Genomic DNA, 19,367 nt, shown 5'->3' with positions numbered 1-19,367 from the left:
ACCATCAACTTGGAACGAACACTCCCGCCTATGAACGATAACCTTTCCCAATCCCGCGAATTGATCCTTCAAGCCCGCGAGGCGTTGCGCCGCAACGACCGGACCACCGCCCGCGCCCTTGGCGAGGAAGCCGCACTGCTCTCGCCAGATTTTGAGGACGCCTGGTTGATCCTCGTCGCCTCCGACGATAACCCCGAAGATGCGCTGGCGTACGCGCGCAAAGCGGAGGAACTCAACCCGAACAGTCCGCGGGCGCGGCGGGCGGTGGAATGGGCTGAGGGGAAGTTGAATCAGGCAAAAGTGGGGGCGAAGCGTTCTGAGCCGGTCATCAGCCAGCCGCAAAAAGGGATTCCGCTCGTTCGTGAATCCGAACCTGTTCAAGTCAAAGAAGAATCGAAACCGCGCGGTCGTTTGCTTTTGTTCGGCGGAGCGCTGGGTTTGCTGGTGTGCATCCTGCTCGGCGTTGCCGCGTGGATGTTGTTCCGGTCGCCGTCGATCGCTTCGATGCTCAATAACGCGCCCCAGCCCACGCAGGAAAATTTATGGGCGCCGGTGGAGATCGCCAAGCCGTTGAACGACGCGCCGGCGCAAACCAGCCCCACCGCAGAATTGCCGGCGCAGGCAAGCCCGGTGGTGCCCCTCACCGGCGCGACCGAAACCGCCACGCCCGCCCCCGCGTTGCCGACGATCACCCTGGCGCCCAGCGTCACACCGATGGCGCCTCCCACCGACGCGCCGACAGCCCTCCCCGCCGCCACTGAAACGCCGGCCGTGCTGGCAATGGATTTGCTTGCCGACACCCCCACCAGCGCCTACGTCCCGCCGACTGCCGCGCCCACCTCTGCTGTGGCGAACGATCCGCAACCGTCGTATCCCGCCGAGGGCAACGGCGTCCGTTGGATCGACGTGGATTTGACGAATCAAATGGTCTACGCCTACGAAGGCGATGTGATCGTCAATTCGTTCGTGGTTTCCACCGGCACGGCTTACACGCCAACGGTGACCGGCAAATTCAAGATCTGGATCAAACTCAAAAAGACGAACATGTCGGGTCCCGGGTATTACCTCGCCGATGTGCCGTACACCATGTATTTCTACAAAGGCTACGGTTTGCACGGCACCTACTGGCACAATAACTTCGGCACACCGATGAGTCACGGGTGCGTGAACCTCAGCATCCCCGACGCGGAATGGTTGTATTACTGGGCATCCGAAGGCACAGTGGTGAACGTGCATTACTAGCAATTTTTTAACCGCTAAGAGCGCAAAGAGCGCGAAGGTTTTTTAAAAGTTTTCTTGGCGTGCTTCGCGCGCTTTGCGGTTCAAAAGAAAATGAAACTATCCCGGCGCGATTTTCTGAAAATAAGCGGCTACGGCATGTTGGGGATGATCCTGCCCGGACTTCCGCATTTTCTCAACCAGCACAACGACCTCATCACCCAGGGGCGCATCATCGACAATTCGTTATGGTCCTACGAGGAGCCGACGAAAAAATCGAAACGCGTAAAAAATTATTGGCATGATCTTGTGGTGCCCATCACCGGCGCAACTGTCAGCGAGGATGAAGCCGCCTACAACCGCGTCTGGTACGAAGTGGAAGGCGCAGGCTACGTCTATTCAGGGAGCGTCCAGCCGGTGCGCATGATCCTCAACGAACCGCAACACATCTCGCTCAAAGGCGCGTTGGTCGAAGTGAGCGTGCCGTTCACCGACGCGTACCTCGAACCCAGCGCCGCCTCCGAACTTCTGTATCGCCTCTACTACGAATCCGTCCATTGGGTGAAAGCCAGCGCCGTCCATGCGGATGGGACGATCTGGTATGCCCTGCTGGATGATAAGACCGGCGCATATTATTACGCGCCAGGAAAACACCTCCGCCTCATCCCCGACGGGGAGCTTGCCCCGCTTTCCCCCGGCATTCCCAACGAGCAGAAGCGCGTGGAAGTGCGCTTGAAGGATCAACTCTTGCTGGCGTTCGAGGAGAATCAACAAGTCTTCGCCACGCGCGTCTCCACCGGCGGCCGCCTGCGTAGCGGAACCTACACCACGCCCGAAGGCGAGTACCTCACCTATCACAAACGCCCCACAAGGCACATGGCGCGCGGCGACCTCGCCTCCAGCGGATTCGACCTGCCCGGCGTGCCGTGGGTGACATACATCAAAGAGAACGGCACATCCTTTCACGGCACGTACTGGCACAACGATTACGGGCGTCCGCGCAGTCACGGTTGCATCAACATGACCCCGCCAGCCGCGAAGTGGTTGTATCGCTGGACAACCCCATCCGTGCCGCCGGAAAAAGAATTGGTCTATGGGCGCGTGGGGACGAGGGTGGAGATAAAAGTATAAGAAAAAAGTAACAGCGGAACAAATTCCCGCGTTTTCCAGTTAAACTTGCATCATGCTCAACCCCCAACTCACCCGCCGCGACTTTCTCAAACTCATCGGCGCGGGGACTCTTGCCTTCGCGCTCAAAGACCTGAAAGTCAGCCGCGCGCTGGCTGAAAACAGCATCACGCAGGGATGTATGACCATCAGCGGCATCCCATTGTATGACGCGCCAAGTTTCAGCGCGAACAAGGTCCATCACTTCGGCAAGGATAATGTGGTGGAAGTGACCGGCATCGAAGAAAATGGCGAGTTCGGCAACGACTTCAACAGCGCGTGGTATCGGATCAACGACGAGGGGTTCACCTATTCAGGCTGGGTATTTCCGGTGGAGACGAATTACCAAAAGCCAAATTTCAATCTCTTTGAAAAGGGACAACTGGGCGAGATCACGATTCCGTTCGTGGATGTGAAACTCGACCCGTACGTGTATGCCAAGCGCGGCTATCGGCTGTACTACCAGTCCACGCATTGGGTGAAGCGCGTCGTCGTCACACGCGAGGAGAAAAGCATCTGGTATCAGATCTACGATTCGCAACTGCGGAAAGATTTTTACGTGCCGTCACATGCCATGCGGCTGGTGCCGAACGACGAGTTGACCCCGCTTTCGCCGGAAGTCCCCGATTCGGAAAAACATATCGTGGTTGATCTGCCGACACAGATGGTCACAGCCTTCGAGGGCGAGAAACTTGTCTTTTCACAGCGCTGTTCCAGCGGAGCGACAGGGACGGAAACGCCGACGGGCGAATTCCGTACATATCACAAAGGTCCGTCCGTTCACATGACGAATCAAGGCGACGCGCTCGAAAACATCTATAATTTACCCGGCGTCCCGTGGTGCGCATTCTTCACCGGCATTGGCAATGCGTTCCACGGCACGTATTGGCATAATGACTATGGTCGCCCGCGCAGTCACGGGTGCGTGAATCTGCCGTCAGACGCCGCGAAATTTATCTATCGCTGGACCAGCCCGAACGTCCCGCCTGAAACGGAGTATCTTCACAGACCGGGCGAGGGGACGAAAGTCCAAATTTTTTAATTCGTAGTGACGATTTCAATCGTCCGTATTTAGCGAAAAAGGAAAATGCTATGAATTCAATTTTTCAATATCCGCATTATGTGCTTCATCGTCAGGTGTTCGCGCTGACTGGGAAATTCCGTTTCTACGATCCGATGGGCAATCTCGTCATGTTCAGCGAGCAGAAGATGTTCCGCTGGAAGGAGGACATCCGCGTGTATGCCGACGAATCGAAAATGCGCGAGGTGTTGAGCATCAAGGCGCGGCAGATCATGGATTTTTCCGCGTCGTACGATGTGGTGGATACGGAGATGAATCAAAAGGTGGGCGTGTTGCGGCGCAAGGGCTGGCGGTCTATGTTTCGCGATGAGTGGGAAGTGTTGGATGAAAACGATAACGTGAAAGGTCTGCTGTTCGAAGACAGTATGGGACTCGCGGTATTGCGCCGACTCGCTCTCGGCTCGTGGCTTCCGCAAAATTATGATATTACATTCGGCACGACGCGCGTCGCCGACCTCAAGCAAAACTTCAATCTCTTCCGCTATGAATTGAATCTCGATTTCAGCATGGACGTTTCGCGCATGATGGATCGCCGCCTCGGCATCGCGGCTGGGATTCTGCTCGCGGCGGTGGAAGGAAAGCAGAGTAATTGAGATAGGAGATAGGAGGTTGGAATGAGCGATGCGTTTTTGAAGTTTGAGGATTGGGAGAAGTCAATCCCTGCTTTCTATAAGCGAGACCCGTTGTGGGAGTCGCTTTATTATCGTGTTGCTTTGTTCCTTTATGATCTTGTTTGGGATGATTGCGACCTCCTTCAAAAGCATTCTCTGGCAAAGCATAACGTGGCGCAGATCATGCACAGTTCAGGGAGCGTCAGCGCCAATATGGAGGAGGCGTATGGGCGCGGAGTTGGGACGCCGGATTATGTGCGGATCATCAAAATCAGTCTTGGAGAAGCGAAAGAGACGCGAGGCTGGTATTATCGGTGTCGCCACGCGTTACCAGCCGACTTGATCGAGCATCGTTATAAAGTGGTCGACCATCTGATTTCGCTCATTACCAAGCTCCTCAACTCGCATAAAGGAAATTTAGGAAAGAAGTAACTCAACTTGCCCGCCCTTCCTAACTCCTAACTCCTATCTTCGCATTGAATATGCCACGCCAACCTCTCTTTGCCGGTCTTGTTGTAGACGAATCAGGACGCGCCGCTGAAACTGCATTCATCGGCGATGATCCCTGCTATGTGGTGGACGATTACGGATTCCGCCGTCACATCCCCTCGGAGCAGGTGGATCGAGAAGTGTTCAAGCAGATCACCGACCTCATGAAGGGCAGTGAAGATTTCATCTCCGAACAAACCGCCAAGATGCTCGGGCAGGAGGACGTCTTCACCAAAGCCGCCATCGAACAGCAGTTAAAAAATATTGATAAGCAATTCGACCAACTCGCGCAGCAAGGCATCCCTGAAGATATGCGCGCCTATCTCGGCATGATGGGTTTCAAGGTGGTCATCAATGTGCATGGCGAGGTGGTGAGGGTGGAGCAACCCGGTGCGGCGGGAGATGATGGGGAATAGAGAAGAGATTGGAGACTGGAGATTAGAGACTGGGGATTGGAGAATTAGAGAATTTATTTGCTCAGATCGTAGAAATACAAATAGACCGACGTGCCTGATTTTAGGATCTCGCGCCGTTTCTCGCCGATCTCATTCAGATATGCGACGAGGTAATCGCGCTCGTTGAAGCCTCCCTGCTCGTAGACGTGGGAGAACAAGACCCACACCCGCTTCTCTCCGACGAGCGGACTGATTCGGCTCTTCAACGTTTCGCCATCGGGGTAATCTTCGATCTTGCTGGACACATATTCCACATCTTCGAGTCCATAGAACGGAGCGTAATAGCGAAACGCGGGTTCCGCCCACGCGGTGACGAAGAGCGCGTCGCCGTCTTTCCATGAGTCCGCGAGTACCTGCATCGTTGGGCGGATATGTTCATAGTATTTCGGGGAAATGAAATTTTGAAACGAGGTGACGAGCGGGTTGATGAGCAAATATCCGCTCAATAAAATCGCTATGCCCATTGAAACAAATTTGTTCGAGGAAAGAGTTTGCCGCAAAAACTCAATTGCTTTTCCGAGCAAAAGAATCCCTAGCGGAATCAAAAACAGACTCAACCGTCCGTTGACGGGATACAGATGCAATGCCGAGGCGACAAATGCAAAGAAAGTTGTGAAGGCGAAAGCCAGCGCAAGGCTTCGTTGCTCTCGAAACAAAGCAAACCAGCCGATCAGGATCAAAACAAAAACGAGCAAGGGGATGAATTGAATATCGAATTGATAGTTGATGAGGTCGCCGATCCAGCCAAGATCGCTCCCCAGCGACAGGGAGATGAATCCCTCCGCCCAATAATTTGCGAGGTAATTATTTTGGCTGAGTTGCCGCAAGTTGATGAAATACAACAACGCCAGATTCGCCAGCCAGAGCAAGCCTATGCCGAACGTTGTTCGTAAATTTTTGTACTCCCGCGTCCGCAAACATTGAATGACGAGCGCGATGCCGATCCCTGCGAGGACGAACAGCGCGGGATGCGAGAACCACAACGCGAGAATCCCTGCGATGGCGAGCAGGATGATATTTTTTCTGTTGAATTGATTTTGGAATATCGGAATTGCGAGAAGCAACAAACAGAGCGTGACAGCCACATCTACGATGTATTGCTTGGCTTCGGAGGTGTAATAGACGAGTTGGGGATTGAAAGCGAATAATGCCAGGGCGAGGAGATTGTGTCGCCACGGCGCCACGGCGACGCTTCGCCGCTCCGTTCCCCCCGCACCTGTGGTTCGGGGCAGGTGTCGCAACGACATAATTAAAAGATAAAACAACGCCAATGATGCCAGCCCTGCAAGCAAAGGAAAGAATCGCAAGACGAGTTCGGTTCTTCCAAAAAGCGCGTTGAACAATTTCTCGACGAGTAAAAAACCCAGCGGCGCGCCCTGGTCGTATTCCAATGGCTTGAATAGCTCGGCAAAGTTTCGGTTGACGATGTTCAACGCCAGCATCGCTTCGTCTGCCCAGAGGGAGCGACCGCTGAAATATTGTCGCAGGCGGAGGATCGCGCCGACAAACAACAAAGTGATGGCGATGTTTTTCTCTGAGAGTTTCATGCGGGGTCAATTATAGTCGGGAGATTTGTACAGCAAAGTTCACTTTGCGATTCACTGTACGGAGACTGACTCAGCCATGATGTGCACGCGATCTTGACGCAGTTGAACTGCGTCAAGAACTGCATGGCAACGCGCGCGCCAAAGTGATGGCAGTGCAACTGCCATCACATCGAGGCGGGGCAAACGCGCGAGTCCGTTTCAACGGACTTCGTAGGGATAGCGCGGGGATTGATCCCCGCGCGGCGTTGAAGGGACACAAACGCCTCACGGAGACTGAACCAGCCGTCCCTGCGAAAGAAGCGTTCACAGAATTGCAATCCGCGCGGCGATTGTGCAATCCAATTTTCGGGCGTACAATTCATCATCATGTTTCATCAGGACGAGAGTCAGCCTCCCAGTTTGGGAGGAGTCGACCTAGCGCAACATCAGTTTCAACCGATCACGTAGGAGGTGAGCCGCCTCCTGCGCGGATATTTTTATGCAAGGAGGCAGTGATGCTCACCATTTACAAAACCACCGAGGGCGGAATCGAAGAATTGAAATCCATGGAAAACGGCGCATGGGTAAAAGCCGTAGACCCAACGCCCGAGGAAATTCAACAACTCGTGCAATGGGGCGTGGACCCGGACTACATCAACAACTCGCTCGACCTGGACGAAATGCCGCGCATGGAACGCGACGACGATTACACGTTCATCTTGATCCGCATCCCGCACCGCCAGCCCGAAAGCGACATCCCGTACACCACCATCCCGCTTGGAATTTTTATCAAAGGCAACATGATCGTCACCATTTGCCGTTACGAAAAAGAAATGTTCCAAGTGTTGGCGAACAGAAAATATCGCCTGCTCAAAACGGGCAAGCGTTATCGTTTCGCGTTGTACATCTTTTTGGAAACTGCCACGCGCTACCTCACGCACCTGCGCGAGATCAATCGCAAGACCGAAACCATCGAAGACCAGTTGCAAAAATCCACGCGCAACCGCGAAGTGCTTGAACTGCTCAAATATCAAAAGAGCCTCACGTATTTTGCGACCGCGCTCCGTTCCAACGAAGTGATGATGGAGCGCGTCCAACGCACGCAGATCTTCAACTATTATGAAGAAGACCAGGATTTGCTCGAAGACGTGCTGACCGAAAACCAACAAGCCATTCAAATGACGAGCATCAACGCCGAGATCCTCTCCAGCATGATGGACGCGTTCGCCTCGATCATCTCGAACAACCTCAACGGCGTGATGAAAGCCCTCGCCGCGCTCACGATCATCGTCAGTTTGCCCGGCACGGTGGCGGGCTTCTTCGGCATGAACGTGATGCTGCCCCTCTCCGACGGCGAGCCGACCGCGTTCCTCATCGTCTTCGGCATCGCGCTCGCGTTAACCGCGGTCGCCACATTTATTTTTTACAAACGCGATTGGTTTTAACATGCGCGTCGAATTGTTGTACGATGCCAAAGCAACCTTGGGCGAAGGTCCTGTGTGGGATGCGCGCGCGCAAACTTTATACTGGCTCGACATCCTCAGCAAACGCATCTATGCCAACGCGGATGTGATCGCTGAATTGGATGACTTCATCGGATGTCTGACTCTTCGTCAGCGCGGCGGACTCATCCTTGCGAAACGCCTCTCTTTCTGGACGTTCGATCTGGTTGCCGCTTCGTCAACTTTTCTCGCCGCCCCAGCGGACGAGCCCGCGACCAACCGCTTCAACGACGGAAAATGTGACCCACGCGGACGTTTCCTCGCTGGCACGATGAATCTCAACGAAACGGACTCAACTGGCTCGCTATATTCCTTCGATGGGAAATCCATCACGAAATTATTGTCGGACGTCACCATCTCCAACGGCATGACGTGGAGCGCGGACGGCAAAACGTTTTATTACATAGACACGCCCACACGCCAAGTACAAGCCTTCGATTATGATCTCGACTCAGGCGCGATCGCCAACCCGCGCATCGCGGTGACCATCCCCGCATCCCTCGGCTGGCCCGACGGCATGACCTCCGATTCGCAAGGCAACTTGTGGATCGCCATGTGGGGCGGCGCGCAGGTCACAAAATGGAATCCGCACACGGGTCAACTGCTGGAGCAAATCCCTGTGCCTGCGCTTCAACCGTCATCGTGCGTCTTTGGCGGGAAGAACATGAACGAACTCTTCATCACCTCCGCTTGCAAGGACATGGATGATGCCGCGTTGACGAAGTATCCGCTTTCGGGCGGCGTCTTCCGCGTCGAGACGAACGTGGAAGGTATGCCAATGTTCGAGTTCGCAGGGTAAAATTCAAAGGACATTTTGTTCGCCCGCAGTTGTACTGCGGGCGGAATGTGATGAAAGCGGGATGCAGTGCAACTGCATCCCTAACGGAGAAATTTGCCACAGAGAACACAGAGATTTTGAGATTCTCTATGATCCACCCACAGATCGAACCACCGAGACACGGAGACACTGAGAAACCAATTTAGAAACTCCGTGACTCGGCGTCTCCGTGGTTCAAGCCTTCGCGATGAACCACAACCAAGGATATTCTGCGGCTAAAACAAGACTTTCGAGGCGACCTTTTCATGACAAAGCGAATCGAATACATTGACATTGCGCGCGGCATAGGCATTTTGCTGGTGGTGCTGGCGCACAACGATTTCGGATTCATCTCGCAATACGGCTATCAGGTGATCTATTCCTTTCACATGCCGTTGTTCTTTTTGCTTTCGGGGTATTTCATCAAAACGAACATTTCGTTCTTCGAGTTCTTCAAAAAGCGATTCCATTCCCTGCTCAAGCCGTTCCTGTTTACGCTTTTCCTGATTTATTTCCTAAATGTTTCCTTCGAGAAGATGGCGTTCGAGACCGCCCTGCGACGCATCGTCAAATCGTTGTATGGGACAGGCGTGTACATTGACTGGGTGCAGTTGTGGTTTCTGCCGAATATGTTCGTGGCGAGTCTGTACGCGTTCATTTTCATCGTGATCGTCGGCAAACTCAACAATCGCTGGCTGAGGCTTGGGATTTTGTCCGCGACGCTGGCGTTCTCGCTTCCGTTCCTCAAAACGTTCTATCCGTTTTCTGTTTCTCTCCTGGGCAATGACTACGAACTCTTCGGCTTACCGTTCAGCCTCGACCTCGTTTTCCTCAGCGGCTTCTTCTACATTTTGGGAAGCGAATTGAGACAGCTCACAACAGAGAAAACATTCGATAATTATTTTCTTCTGATTGGAACGGGAGTCGCGCTCTTTGCGATGAATTACTTTATCGAATCGCCGATTGATTTCAACACGCGCACGTATCACTCTTTCTTCATCAACTCCATCGAAGCCGTCGTTGGGATTCTGTTCGCGATGGCATTGTCACGCCAGATTGAATTGCACACAAGTCGGCTTGCTTCCCTGATGAGGTATTTCGGGCAAGCATCGCTCATCATTTTGATCTTCCATGTCCCGATTCAGGATTTCTGGGGGCAGAAAGTGTTGGCGGTCACGGATAATCTTCCGCTCTCGATCTGGATCGGATTCTTCATGGGTGTGGGCGGGTCGGTGTTGATCCACGAATTATTTATCAGGAGGAACCCCGTCGCTTCGTGGTGGTTTGGGAGAGAGGCGGAGTTGCCCGTCGAGAAATCAGCGGATATGTCACCCTGAGGGAGCGGTCGTCCGCGACCGATGGGTCTCTGCTGTCGGGGTACAGATGATTCGCCGCTGTGCGGCTCAGCATGACATGTTCAAATAAAAAAATCCCTCCGTGATGGAGGGATTTGATTTTACTTATCAACCGAGTCGGAGACCGCCGCTCTTCGTTCCTGTTCATCTTGCACCACGCGGATTCCATTCGCCACTTGATTTGAAATTCGCTCCAGTTCCGCTTGCAATTGCGTGAGACTGCGCATCACATAATCGTCCGCGTCGCCGCGTGTGTTTTCGGCGTCTGTCCGCGCTTGGGCAAGGATCTGTTCCCCTCGGCGTTGCGACTCTTGCACGACCACTTCCTTCGAGGAAAGTTGGTCCGCTTTTTGGCGGGCGAGTTCGAGGGTGCGATTCGCTTCCTCTTGCGCCTGCGCCAGCACGCGGTCGCGTTGACCGAGTAACTGTTGCGCCTTCTTCACTTCTTCGGGGATGGCGATGCGCATCTGGTCAATGATGTCCAACATGCGGTCTTCATCCACCATCACATTGCGCGTCAGCGGGATGGATTTGCTCTCGTTGAAGAGTTCTTCGAGTCGGTCAATTAGTTGCAGGATGTCCATACGCGGCTCCTCCGTGTTTGAGCCGTCACGCGGCTACCGCAATATACTCGGCAAAACTATGCGATTGGGGTACGCGCATCTTGTCTTCGATCATTCCCTGCACGTGCATTTCGATGGCTTCGTGCATGTTGCGAGCGGTCTCTTCGCGGGTTTTGCCAGTGGCTACACAGCCTGGAAGATCGGGCGAATACGCGGAAAAATTTTTACCTGCTTTTTCAATAACGATGAGGAAGCGATACATTCTCTATTCCTCTTGCAATTCTAGCACAGATTAATCCCTCAGCGAGTTGGGGATGGAATGCTGGTCGTCGAGGCTGGCGACTTTTTCCTTGAAGGCTTTTTCCACGAAGGGAGGCACCATGCTCGAAACGTCGCCGTTCAACATGGCGATCTCGCGGACGGTCGTTGACGACAGGAACGTGTGCTCCTCCGCGGTGATGAGCGCGACAATTTCGATGTCGGGCGCGAGGCGGTGATTCGCCAGCGCCATGCGGAACTCAAATTCAAAGTCCGAGAAGACGCGCAGTCCGCGCACGATCACTTGCGCCTCGATCTTGCGCGCAAACTCGACGGTCAGTCCGCTGTAGCCTGTGACCTTGATCTTCGGATTATCTTTGAACGCCTCGTTGACCAACCCGATGCGTTCCTCCGGTGAAAACATCAAAGACTTGGACGGCTTGTCGTAGACCGCCATCACCACCTCATCGAAGAGACGCGCGGCGCGTTCGGCAATGTCTATGTGACCGAGGTGAATGGGGTCGAATGTTCCTGGGAAAAGTGCTCTAACCATGTACTCTCCATTTTTTTACCACGAAGGACACTACGGTCACTAAGGTTTGTTGCCTTTAAAACTTTGTGCCCTTCGTGTCCTTTGTGGTGATTAAGAAACGTCACCCTTGCCTTCACCCCAAAACCTTCCAAGCGATTCGGCGAGGAGTTTGTGTTCGGGCTGACTCAAATCCGCATCTTTCTCGAAGACGGCTTGCGCTTGCGCCCGAGCCTTCTCGATCAATTTGACATCGGTGATGCTTGCCATGCGCAGACTGTTAGCGAAGCCTGCCTGGCGCGTCCCCAAAAATTCGCCAGGACCGCGGATCTGCAAATCTTTTTCCGCCAGTACGAATCCGTCGTTCGACTCAGCCATGATCTGCAGGCGTTCATTTTCGGTCGCGTCTTCGCGCGTGGGGATGAGCAGACAATACGATTGGTCCGCGCCGCGCCCAACGCGCCCGCGTAACTGATGCAACTGCGCAAGACCGAATCGGTCCGCGCCTTCGATCAGCATGACGGTCGCGTTGGGAACATCCACGCCGACTTCGACGACGGTGGTCGAAACAAGGATGTTGTATGCTTTGTCGCGGAATTTCAACATCGTCTCGTCTTTTTCGCTGGGACGCATCTTGCCGTGCAACAAGCCAAGTTTCAGATCGGGGAAGACCTCTTTCGAGAGAGTCTCGTAATCGTCCACGGCGGCGCGGGCTTCGATCTTTTCGCTTTCTTCGATGAGCGGATAAATGATGAACGCCTGCTTGCCATCCTTGATCTGTCCGCGCAGAAGTGTGAACGCGCGCTCGCGTTCTTGCGGACGAAGCACAAACGTGTTGATCGGGATTCGTCCTGCGGGCATCTCGTCCATGATGGAGAGGTCGAGGTCGCCGTAGAGAGTCAACGCGAGCGAACGCGGAATCGGCGTGGCGGTCATCACCAACAAGTGCGGATTCGTCCCTTTACTGCGTAACTCGGCGCGTTGCTCCACGCCGAAGCGATGTTGTTCGTCAATGACGGCGAGTTGCAAGTCTTTGAATTGGACGGGTCCTTCGATAACGGCGTGCGTGCCGATGACGATTTTTATCGAGCCGTCTGAAAGACCAGAGCGAATTTGTTCTTTCTCTGATTCGGGCGTGTCGCCAACAAGCAATCGAATTTCTTCGGGCTTCAAAATATCTTTCAGAAGATTCGTGAAGTTGCGATAATGTTGTTCCGCAAGGATCGAAGTCGGCGCCATGATCGCGGCTTGCGCGTTGTTCGATGAAATGATTCCAGCGGCTATTGCGGCGACGACCGTTTTTCCAGAACCGACATCGCCTTGCAAGAGTCGATTCATGGGCTTGCCCGAGTCGAGGTCAGCGCGGATGTCTGCGATGGCGTGTTCTTGCGCGAACGTCAGGGTGAAGGGAAGCCCCGTCTTTAGCGAATCCAGCCACACGTCCGAGACAGAGAAGCGACGCGCCTCCACAGACTGCCAGTCGCGGCGTTGTCGCAGAACTCCCATTTGCAGATAAAAAATTTCATCGAAGGCGAGTCGCTCGCGCGCGGCTTTGAGTTTATCCTGCGACGATGGAAAATGAACTTGCAACAGCGCCTCGCCGAGCGGCATGACGCGCGCCGCGTTGCGCACGCTTTCGGGAATCGAATCGACCACCGCGGGCGCAAAATATTCGACGACCTGCTTCATCACATTGCGCAGCCATTTTTGTGTGATGCGTTCGGCAAGCGGATAGATCGGCACGATGCGATTCGTGTGCAGGTTTTCAGCCTCCACCGATTCCCAATCGGGGCTGTTCATCACGAGGCGACCGAGATATTGATCCACCTTGCCCGAAACAGAAATCGCATCGCCAGATTTGAATCGATTCGCAAGCCACGGCTGATTGAAATACGAGAGTCGCAACGCGCCCGTGCCGTCGCCGATGACGACTTCAACAATTGAAGCCTTGCCGCCGCGAATCGGTCGCGTATGCACGCTTTGAATTGTTCCGATCACAGTCACCTGTTCGCCGTAAAATAATTCCTTGATCGGTTTGAGTTGCGAGTAATCGTCGTAACGGCGCGGGTAGTAATACAACATGTCGCCGAGCGTCACCATGCCGAGCTTGGCGAACGTCTCCGCATTTTTCGGACCGACGCCTTGAAGCACTGTCAACTTTGCATCGAGCGCGGCGGGCGTGGATGAATGACGCGCGCCCGCAACGGATTCGGATCGCGGCTGCGCTTGCGGACGCGGACGTTGTTCGTGCCGCTGTGGATGTTGCGGGTGCGATTCTCTTTTCGGTTCGGACTCAGGTTTGGGCTGGTTCTGATTCTGCTGAGGCGGACGCGGCGCCTCTTGCCGCCCTTCAACCTGACTCTGCGCCCGCGGCTTTTGCTGCGCTTCAGGATACGCGTCCCCGATGCGCTTCCACAATCCCTTCAACGCGTCGGCGCGGGACTGGGGGCTGAGTCCGTCATACGAGCGGAGTCTCTGCACGACGGCTTGGATCACCTCTTCTTGAATCCCGTCTGCGCGCGCTTCCCCTTCCCAAAAGTTGAGCATCTCCGCCAGCCCGCCGATGATGGCGGTGTTGGCATATCCGTTTTCGTGTTCGAGTCGGAAGAACTTACGTAGTTTCTCCAATGAGGTCTGCATGAAAGGTATTTTATCATGGGGGAATCAAGGCTTCAGAACCTGGATCGTTCTTCGTCCAAGATAACCCTCGGCATATCTTGAAAAATTCTCGTGAAAGGAACTCAACCAACCCTCGATGAATGTTCTGGACTCGAACATGGGGAGCAGGTCCACAGCCAGGTCGGAGTCTTTAATTCCTTTCACTTTTTCACGCAATGCCTGTATGGCGGATTCAACGGTATAGGGATTCTTCCCGTCCTTCGACAGTTTTTCAGGCAGAGGCTGAATGCCCTTTTGCATATACCAAAGCAAATCGTAAAAATCGCGCCCCTTGATGTACGCTCCTGCTTTGCCGCGCTGGAAATTTCGTTCCAGGCAGGCAATGATCTTGCCAGCCATCATGGTCTCCAATGAGAAGTGAATGGGGACAAAACTCCGCCCATAGTAAAAAGACGGCGTGCTTTGCAAAACAGCCACCTGCTTGTGATGGCTGATCTCCACTTTCAAGTGCAGGGCTTCGTTCGCGTAATTGGAAACCCCAAGTGAATTTAACACAGGAAATTTCAACGTGACTCGTAGAACGCCATGTGCTCCCTGTTGTGATTTTACGTTGGCGCTTTCATATCCGAATGTTCGGCGATAATAGGAGGATAAATCGTCTGCCAGTGAGGAAAGGTCAATTTCCGCGCTATTGTCGAAGTCCAAGTCTTCCGAGAGTCGGTTCAGTCCGTATATCACGTGCAGGCAGGTGCCGCCGTAGAAATTGAGTCGGCGATAGGCGGGGTGATTGTAAATGAAATCCAAAACATGAGATTGCAGCGCCTCTTTGAGCAGAATCCGTTTCGTCTCGACGGACAGAAGCGAGTCCTTGGAATCGAGAACGTTTTGCAGGGTTTGGATCAATGTTGCCATATGGTATTCCGAAAATTTTCAAGGATGTCATTCATCTTGCGTGACCTGCTTTCTTCCACATACTGGGCAAATTCGTCCCTGTCATTTGCGGAAAATTCATCGAGATTCAAACGCAATTCGTCTGCAAGATCGAACTTCACGGTTCGATACGCCGAGGCTAACGGGCGAAGATATAAATAATCGAACAATGCTTTCGCCACCGACGCTTTTGCATAGCGGATTCCCATGTATTCTGAAAACGCAAACCCGCGATATAAGTCTGCGCGGATGTTGCGATACCAAAACACACCAATGCGATTTTTGATCGTACGCGTATTTTTCGTTGTAATGCAGGTGATTGGGTAAGTGACTTCGGTCAGGATGTTGTTCTGCTGTAAGATAAACTCAAGCGAAAGGTAGGATTGGGGCAGGAGAACGGCGCTGATCGCCGCCATGAAGGCTGGATCCTTGCTGTGCTGTTCGTAAAAACGCCGCGTCATATACACTCCCTTTTTCAAAGGGATAACGCGATCTGACGTCGACCAACGGTGTAAACGGACGCGGGAACTTTCAGGTGACTCCTTGTCGAGCACCTGCCTGATTCCCTCCACGGTGAAATAGGGCATGGCTTCAAATGGGCGGAGAGGGTCTGTTTTCATTTTATATCGGATAATATACAACTAATGTATATTATCCGATATAAAACAATTTTCGTCAAGTTATAGGTTGCTTCATGGAAATAGCCAAAGGAATCTTGTTCGGGAAGACATGGAAAGGAAATTGGCGGTAGCTTGCATTATAGAAATAAGAACTCGGAGGTCTCCAAGACCTCCAGTTTCTGTTTGAACAGAGGAAAACAGAAGTCACGGGATCGATTCAGCCATTTTGATCAATTCATCTGCCATATTCGGGTCGAGGCACCAGAGATCGTAAACGGTATTTTCGTCATATCGCCACTTGATGCTTACTTTGCCGGAATAATCATACTGTTGGGTATCAAGATCCCACACACCGCGAGTAAGAACGGCGGGCTTGCCATTGAGCATAATTTCTTCCATTGCCCCTTCCTGAACATAAAACCCGCAACCCGGGGTGTCAGATTGACACTGCGCAATAAACAGTCCGATCATTGGAAATTGTCCTTTTTTTCTCCAGATAACATCAACTGAAGGTGTGCCATCACCCCAGACGTGGTATCGTGTATCAACCTCTTGTTCATAGCCCTCTGGCAAGTAGGTTGGGAGTTGGACGGGGGAAAGAAAACGATCCCTTGCCTGCTCCCACGACAAATAGTCAGGCACGAGTTCGACTTCGGGAATATTAGGGTCGCTTGGATTCTCAGAGATCGTTTCAATGGACAGTCCACCGATATCCACGATCCACCCGATAACCTCGGCGCGGACCGTGAATGAAAAAGCCATCAATGAACCAAATACGAGAGTCAAGGTGAGCGCTGAACGCATGATATAGCTTTTTATTGTTTGAATGCGTTCTTTTCTTTCAAGCCGCATATGGACTTTTCCCACAAAACTGACGTTGGGTTGTTTTCTAAATTGTTTGAGATAGTCTTCGTTCATCTTGCGCCTCCTATTTGTTCACGGAGTTTTTGCAAAACACGATTGAGAATCGTGCCGACGTTGCTTTCGCTCAACCCTGTGACAACAGATATTTCACGGTTGTTTAAGTCCGCGCCGAATTTGAGCGAGATGAGTTCGCGCTCGCGCTCGGGTAAATCTGTAAGCAGGCGGGATAATTGCTGAATATTTTGAGATTGTTCAAGACGAGGCTCGATTGCCTCCCCATTCGTTGTTTCAGCCATTGAAATGGGCAACAAGTCTCGTCGCTTGCGCAAATAGCTGACAACTTCATTTTTGGCAATCGAGAATAGCCACACCGAGAAAGCGGCGCGATCCTTGCGGTACTGATGGCGTTTGGTCCACGCTTTTTCCAAGACCGTCGAAGTGAGTTCCTCGGCAACCGACTCCTCACCAAGCCGATAACGGAAATAGTTGTAGAGTCTCGGCAGTTCATCCTTAACCACCGAATCCCAGTTGATATCTTCTACAGAGGCTGTCATTGCCTTCCCGATTGCTTCGTTTTGCACTGTCATCTCATGGATTAATACGCGTTTTACAGGAATGTATCACACGAACCCCGAATTTTTTTCCCACTAATATTTGATGTAATCAAGAACTCGGAGGTCTTGGGGACCTCCGAGTTCTGTTATTTGAGTTTCGTTATGCGGCAACCGTCTCGAAAGCCACCCTAACCGCATCTGCTGATTGAGCGGTAAAGTTCAACTTCTCGAACCCTATGACTTTACCTTCTCGGTCTTTCATCAAGACAATTTCCTCACCTGTTTCTTCCGCGACAAATTCATCGGCAGGGTTGCCGAACCAAACCGTAAGCGTATTACCCTCACGGTCATAATAAACTTTTACTTGTGCCATACTTGCACTCCTTCTTTGATCGCGCCTGTCGGATACGTCGTGATCAAAAATCCTTCTCTTTCGTTGGTTCTCTTGGACACCGCGCAGATCCAACGCCTTGCCCGTTCAGATTTGTAAAACAGAAAAACGTTCTCGTCCGATTTGCTTTGGCGAATTTCGTCGGGCTGTTCTAATGCCATTTTGACATCTTGTTCGCGTCCTGCCATGACAGGGTGCTTGATGGAAACAATCAACTCCCAGTAGTCCTTCGTCACGCGGACTTGGAAGCCAAGCGGAGTCATCACCTCAAAAAGGATGTCTGATTCACTGGGCATAGATGCTTCTATTTTACCTTTTTTCTAAAACCCGTAAACAACTTTTGATACAATCGTCATCAATCTCCAGCCTCGAGGAATTTATGAAACCAACCTTCAAATGGGACGACCCCTTCCTGCTCGACGACCAACTGACCGACGCGCATGTGGAGTCAAACGGTAAGAAAATCATCCATGGCAAAATCTCTATTTATCCCGCAAGATCGATCCACTTAGGTTCCAAGGAGAACGAATGAAACATAAACTCATCACTCTGTTTTTGTTAACCGCGTTTGTTGCAGTCTCATGCAATTTGCCGGTCAATACACCGGAAGCGACAGCAACGCCTCTTTTTACCGAAACGGCGGCATTGCCCAGCGACACGCCAGCGCCGACCAGCACACCGCCGCCAACCGATACGCCGCTCCCCACATTAACCTTCACCCCCAGTGTGCCGACCGTCACGACGCTCGATAAACCGGTGAATTGCCGGCTGGGTCCCAGCACGGCATGGCTGGCGACCAGCGCCCTGAACATCGGACAAAGCGCGCAGATCGTGGGGAAAAACTCAGACGCGAGTTGGTGGCTGATTCAAGACCCGCTCAACCCCGGACGGAACTGCTGGGTTGCCTCCAGTGTAACAAGCGCGTCGGGCAACCTCTCTGGCTTGCAAGTGGCGCAGACCCAAGCCGCATCCGTTACCAATGTGACAATTAAACTGGAGCCCAAACTCATTGATCTGGTTCTGTTGTGCATCGGGGTGATCCCTCCGGTGAAATTCACCGGCTCCATCGAAACCAACGGACCAACTGAAGTCAAATGGTATTTTGAAACCCAGCAGGGAGGCGCCCAGCCGGTCAAAAACACCGACTTCGACGCGTTTGGCATCAAGGAAGTCTCCGGTGAATATACCCATGTTCTGCCGGTAGTAGCGGGAAAATATTGGGTGAGGTTGGTGGTCACCAGCCCCAACAGTCTGGTTGCAGAAGCGCTTTATGAAATAGACTGCACATAATCAACATATCCCGATCAGCAAGATAAGGGCAAAACCATCCCGAAGTTAATCTTCGGGATGGTTTTTGTTTCTATCATCCTATACTTTCTCTCTTGACATACTGTATGATATACAGTATAGTACGAGGCATAGGTGACACATGGACAATGATGAACTCGTACAAAACATGCTGTTGGAACTGCGACGCGGCATCCTGTCTCTTGCGGTGCTGAGCCAGTTGAGCAAGGAGCAATACGGCTATTCCCTGCTCAAGGCGCTCTCCGATCAGGGCATGGAGATAGACCAAAGCACGCTCTATCCCCTGCTCCGCAGGCTCGAGGCGCAGGGACTGTTACAGTCCGATTGGCGCATCGTGGACGAAGCCCGTCCACGCCGCTATTACGTGATCAGCGCGCAAGGCAAGGCGGTGCTGACAAAACTCAAAAAGGAATGGTCTGCCATGACGGCGACCATGACACAAATGCTATCGTAATCCGCGTGTGGTTGACGTTCTCTAACGTCAACACACAAGAAAACAAGTAAGGAGAA

23 protein-coding genes are annotated in these 19,367 nt (G+C 52.7%); 12 read left to right on the top strand and 11 right to left on the bottom strand.

The features are described 5' to 3' along the window. Window positions 1-30: 30 nt before the first annotated feature. The 6 genes from IPM31_04475 (at window position 31) to IPM31_04450 (ending at window position 4,982) form a co-directional block, all read left to right on the top strand. Window positions 31-1,242 (top strand): L,D-transpeptidase family protein, encoded by a 1,212-nt coding sequence (locus tag IPM31_04475; protein ID MBK9006231.1) that lies wholly within the window; start codon window positions 31-33, stop codon window positions 1,240-1,242. Between the two features lie 90 nt (window positions 1,243-1,332). Further along, window positions 1,333-2,349 carry a L,D-transpeptidase gene (locus IPM31_04470; GenBank protein MBK9006230.1) on the top strand — a complete coding sequence of 339 codons (1,017 nt, stop codon included), beginning with the start codon at window positions 1,333-1,335 and terminating at the stop codon, window positions 2,347-2,349. A gap of 52 nt (window positions 2,350-2,401) precedes the next feature. Next, entirely contained in the window at window positions 2,402-3,427 is a 1,026-nt protein-coding gene (locus IPM31_04465) for a L,D-transpeptidase family protein (GenBank protein ID MBK9006229.1), read from the top strand. Between the two features lie 50 nt (window positions 3,428-3,477). Next, the gene (locus tag IPM31_04460; protein MBK9006228.1) at window positions 3,478-4,059 is read left to right on the top strand and encodes a hypothetical protein; all 582 of its coding nucleotides are present in this window, start codon (window positions 3,478-3,480) and stop codon (window positions 4,057-4,059) included. A gap of 21 nt (window positions 4,060-4,080) precedes the next feature. Further along, a complete protein-coding gene (locus tag IPM31_04455; protein MBK9006227.1) occupies window positions 4,081-4,509 on the top strand; it encodes a four helix bundle protein in 429 nt (142 codons plus the stop codon). Between the two features lie 50 nt (window positions 4,510-4,559). Next, on the top strand, window positions 4,560-4,982 hold the full coding sequence (locus tag IPM31_04450; GenBank protein ID MBK9006226.1) for a hypothetical protein: 423 nt from the start codon (window positions 4,560-4,562) through the stop codon (window positions 4,980-4,982). A gap of 53 nt (window positions 4,983-5,035) precedes the next feature. On the opposite strand, the gene IPM31_04445 is transcribed toward IPM31_04450, so the two are convergent. Continuing rightward, window positions 5,036-6,568 (bottom strand): hypothetical protein, encoded by a 1,533-nt coding sequence (locus IPM31_04445; GenBank protein ID MBK9006225.1) that lies wholly within the window; start codon window positions 6,566-6,568, stop codon window positions 5,036-5,038. Window positions 6,569-7,062: 494 nt separating this feature from the next. Here IPM31_04445 and IPM31_04440 point away from each other — a divergent pair, with 494 nt between their 5' ends. From IPM31_04440 to IPM31_04430, 3 genes are all read left to right on the top strand, one after another. Beyond that, window positions 7,063-7,992 carry a magnesium transporter CorA family protein gene (locus IPM31_04440; GenBank protein ID MBK9006224.1) on the top strand — a complete coding sequence of 310 codons (930 nt, stop codon included), beginning with the start codon at window positions 7,063-7,065 and terminating at the stop codon, window positions 7,990-7,992. 1 nt (window position 7,993) lies between these two features. Then, window positions 7,994-8,848 carry an SMP-30/gluconolactonase/LRE family protein gene (locus IPM31_04435; GenBank protein MBK9006223.1) on the top strand — a complete coding sequence of 285 codons (855 nt, stop codon included), beginning with the start codon at window positions 7,994-7,996 and terminating at the stop codon, window positions 8,846-8,848. 284 nt (window positions 8,849-9,132) lie between these two features. Continuing rightward, the gene (locus IPM31_04430) at window positions 9,133-10,203 is read left to right on the top strand and encodes an acyltransferase family protein (GenBank protein MBK9006222.1); all 1,071 of its coding nucleotides are present in this window, start codon (window positions 9,133-9,135) and stop codon (window positions 10,201-10,203) included. A gap of 119 nt (window positions 10,204-10,322) precedes the next feature. Here the strand turns inward: IPM31_04430 and IPM31_04425 are convergent, their stop codons facing one another. The 10 genes from IPM31_04425 to IPM31_04380 form a co-directional block, all read right to left on the bottom strand. After that, complete coding sequence (locus IPM31_04425; protein ID MBK9006221.1) at window positions 10,323-10,805, bottom strand: hypothetical protein; 483 nt, start codon at window positions 10,803-10,805, stop codon at window positions 10,323-10,325. A gap of 25 nt (window positions 10,806-10,830) precedes the next feature. Beyond that, a complete protein-coding gene (locus IPM31_04420) occupies window positions 10,831-11,046 on the bottom strand; it encodes a type II toxin-antitoxin system HicB family antitoxin (GenBank protein MBK9006220.1) in 216 nt (71 codons plus the stop codon). Between the two features lie 30 nt (window positions 11,047-11,076). Beyond that, window positions 11,077-11,595 (bottom strand): pantetheine-phosphate adenylyltransferase, encoded by a 519-nt coding sequence (coaD, locus tag IPM31_04415; GenBank protein ID MBK9006219.1) that lies wholly within the window; start codon window positions 11,593-11,595, stop codon window positions 11,077-11,079. A 90-nt stretch (window positions 11,596-11,685) separates the two neighbouring features. Beyond that, window positions 11,686-14,211: an ATP-dependent DNA helicase RecG gene (recG, locus tag IPM31_04410; protein MBK9006218.1), complete on the bottom strand. Its 2,526-nt coding sequence runs from the start codon at window positions 14,209-14,211 to the stop codon at window positions 11,686-11,688. Between the two features lie 24 nt (window positions 14,212-14,235). Beyond that, window positions 14,236-15,102 (bottom strand): nucleotidyl transferase AbiEii/AbiGii toxin family protein, encoded by an 867-nt coding sequence (locus IPM31_04405; protein MBK9006217.1) that lies wholly within the window; start codon window positions 15,100-15,102, stop codon window positions 14,236-14,238. Then, window positions 15,090-15,740 (bottom strand): hypothetical protein, encoded by a 651-nt coding sequence (locus IPM31_04400; protein MBK9006216.1) that lies wholly within the window; start codon window positions 15,738-15,740, stop codon window positions 15,090-15,092. The genes IPM31_04405 and IPM31_04400 overlap by 13 nt, the downstream gene beginning before the upstream one ends. Before the next feature lie 204 nt (window positions 15,741-15,944). Next, entirely contained in the window at window positions 15,945-16,658 is a 714-nt protein-coding gene (locus IPM31_04395; GenBank protein ID MBK9006215.1) for a hypothetical protein, read from the bottom strand. Then, window positions 16,655-17,158 carry a sigma-70 family RNA polymerase sigma factor gene (locus IPM31_04390; protein MBK9006214.1) on the bottom strand — a complete coding sequence of 168 codons (504 nt, stop codon included), beginning with the start codon at window positions 17,156-17,158 and terminating at the stop codon, window positions 16,655-16,657. Before IPM31_04390 ends, IPM31_04395 begins: the two co-directional genes overlap by 4 nt. A 160-nt stretch (window positions 17,159-17,318) precedes the next feature. Continuing rightward, window positions 17,319-17,531, bottom strand: coding sequence for a DUF2283 domain-containing protein (locus IPM31_04385; GenBank protein MBK9006213.1), 213 nt, complete (start codon window positions 17,529-17,531; stop codon window positions 17,319-17,321). Continuing rightward, window positions 17,519-17,845, bottom strand: a complete 327-nt coding sequence (locus IPM31_04380) for a DUF4258 domain-containing protein (protein ID MBK9006212.1) — start codon at window positions 17,843-17,845, stop codon at window positions 17,519-17,521. The genes IPM31_04385 and IPM31_04380 overlap by 13 nt, the downstream gene beginning before the upstream one ends. Window positions 17,846-17,928: 83 nt before the next feature. Between IPM31_04380 and IPM31_04375 the strand changes: the two genes are divergently transcribed. From IPM31_04375 to IPM31_04365, 3 genes are all read left to right on the top strand, one after another. Further along, window positions 17,929-18,081 (top strand): hypothetical protein, encoded by a 153-nt coding sequence (locus IPM31_04375; GenBank protein MBK9006211.1) that lies wholly within the window; start codon window positions 17,929-17,931, stop codon window positions 18,079-18,081. Next, the gene (locus IPM31_04370) at window positions 18,078-18,839 is read left to right on the top strand and encodes a hypothetical protein (GenBank protein ID MBK9006210.1); all 762 of its coding nucleotides are present in this window, start codon (window positions 18,078-18,080) and stop codon (window positions 18,837-18,839) included. The genes IPM31_04375 and IPM31_04370 overlap by 4 nt, the downstream gene beginning before the upstream one ends. Window positions 18,840-18,978: 139 nt before the next feature. After that, complete coding sequence (locus IPM31_04365; protein MBK9006209.1) at window positions 18,979-19,311, top strand: PadR family transcriptional regulator; 333 nt, start codon at window positions 18,979-18,981, stop codon at window positions 19,309-19,311. Window positions 19,312-19,367 lie beyond the last annotated feature (56 nt).

Origin of the sequence: Candidatus Defluviilinea gracilis (genome assembly GCA_016716235.1) — a bacterium.
Taxonomy (GTDB): Bacteria; Chloroflexota; Anaerolineae; order Anaerolineales; family Villigracilaceae; genus Defluviilinea; species Defluviilinea gracilis.
This window is presented reverse-complemented; position numbering and strand designations above follow the sequence as displayed.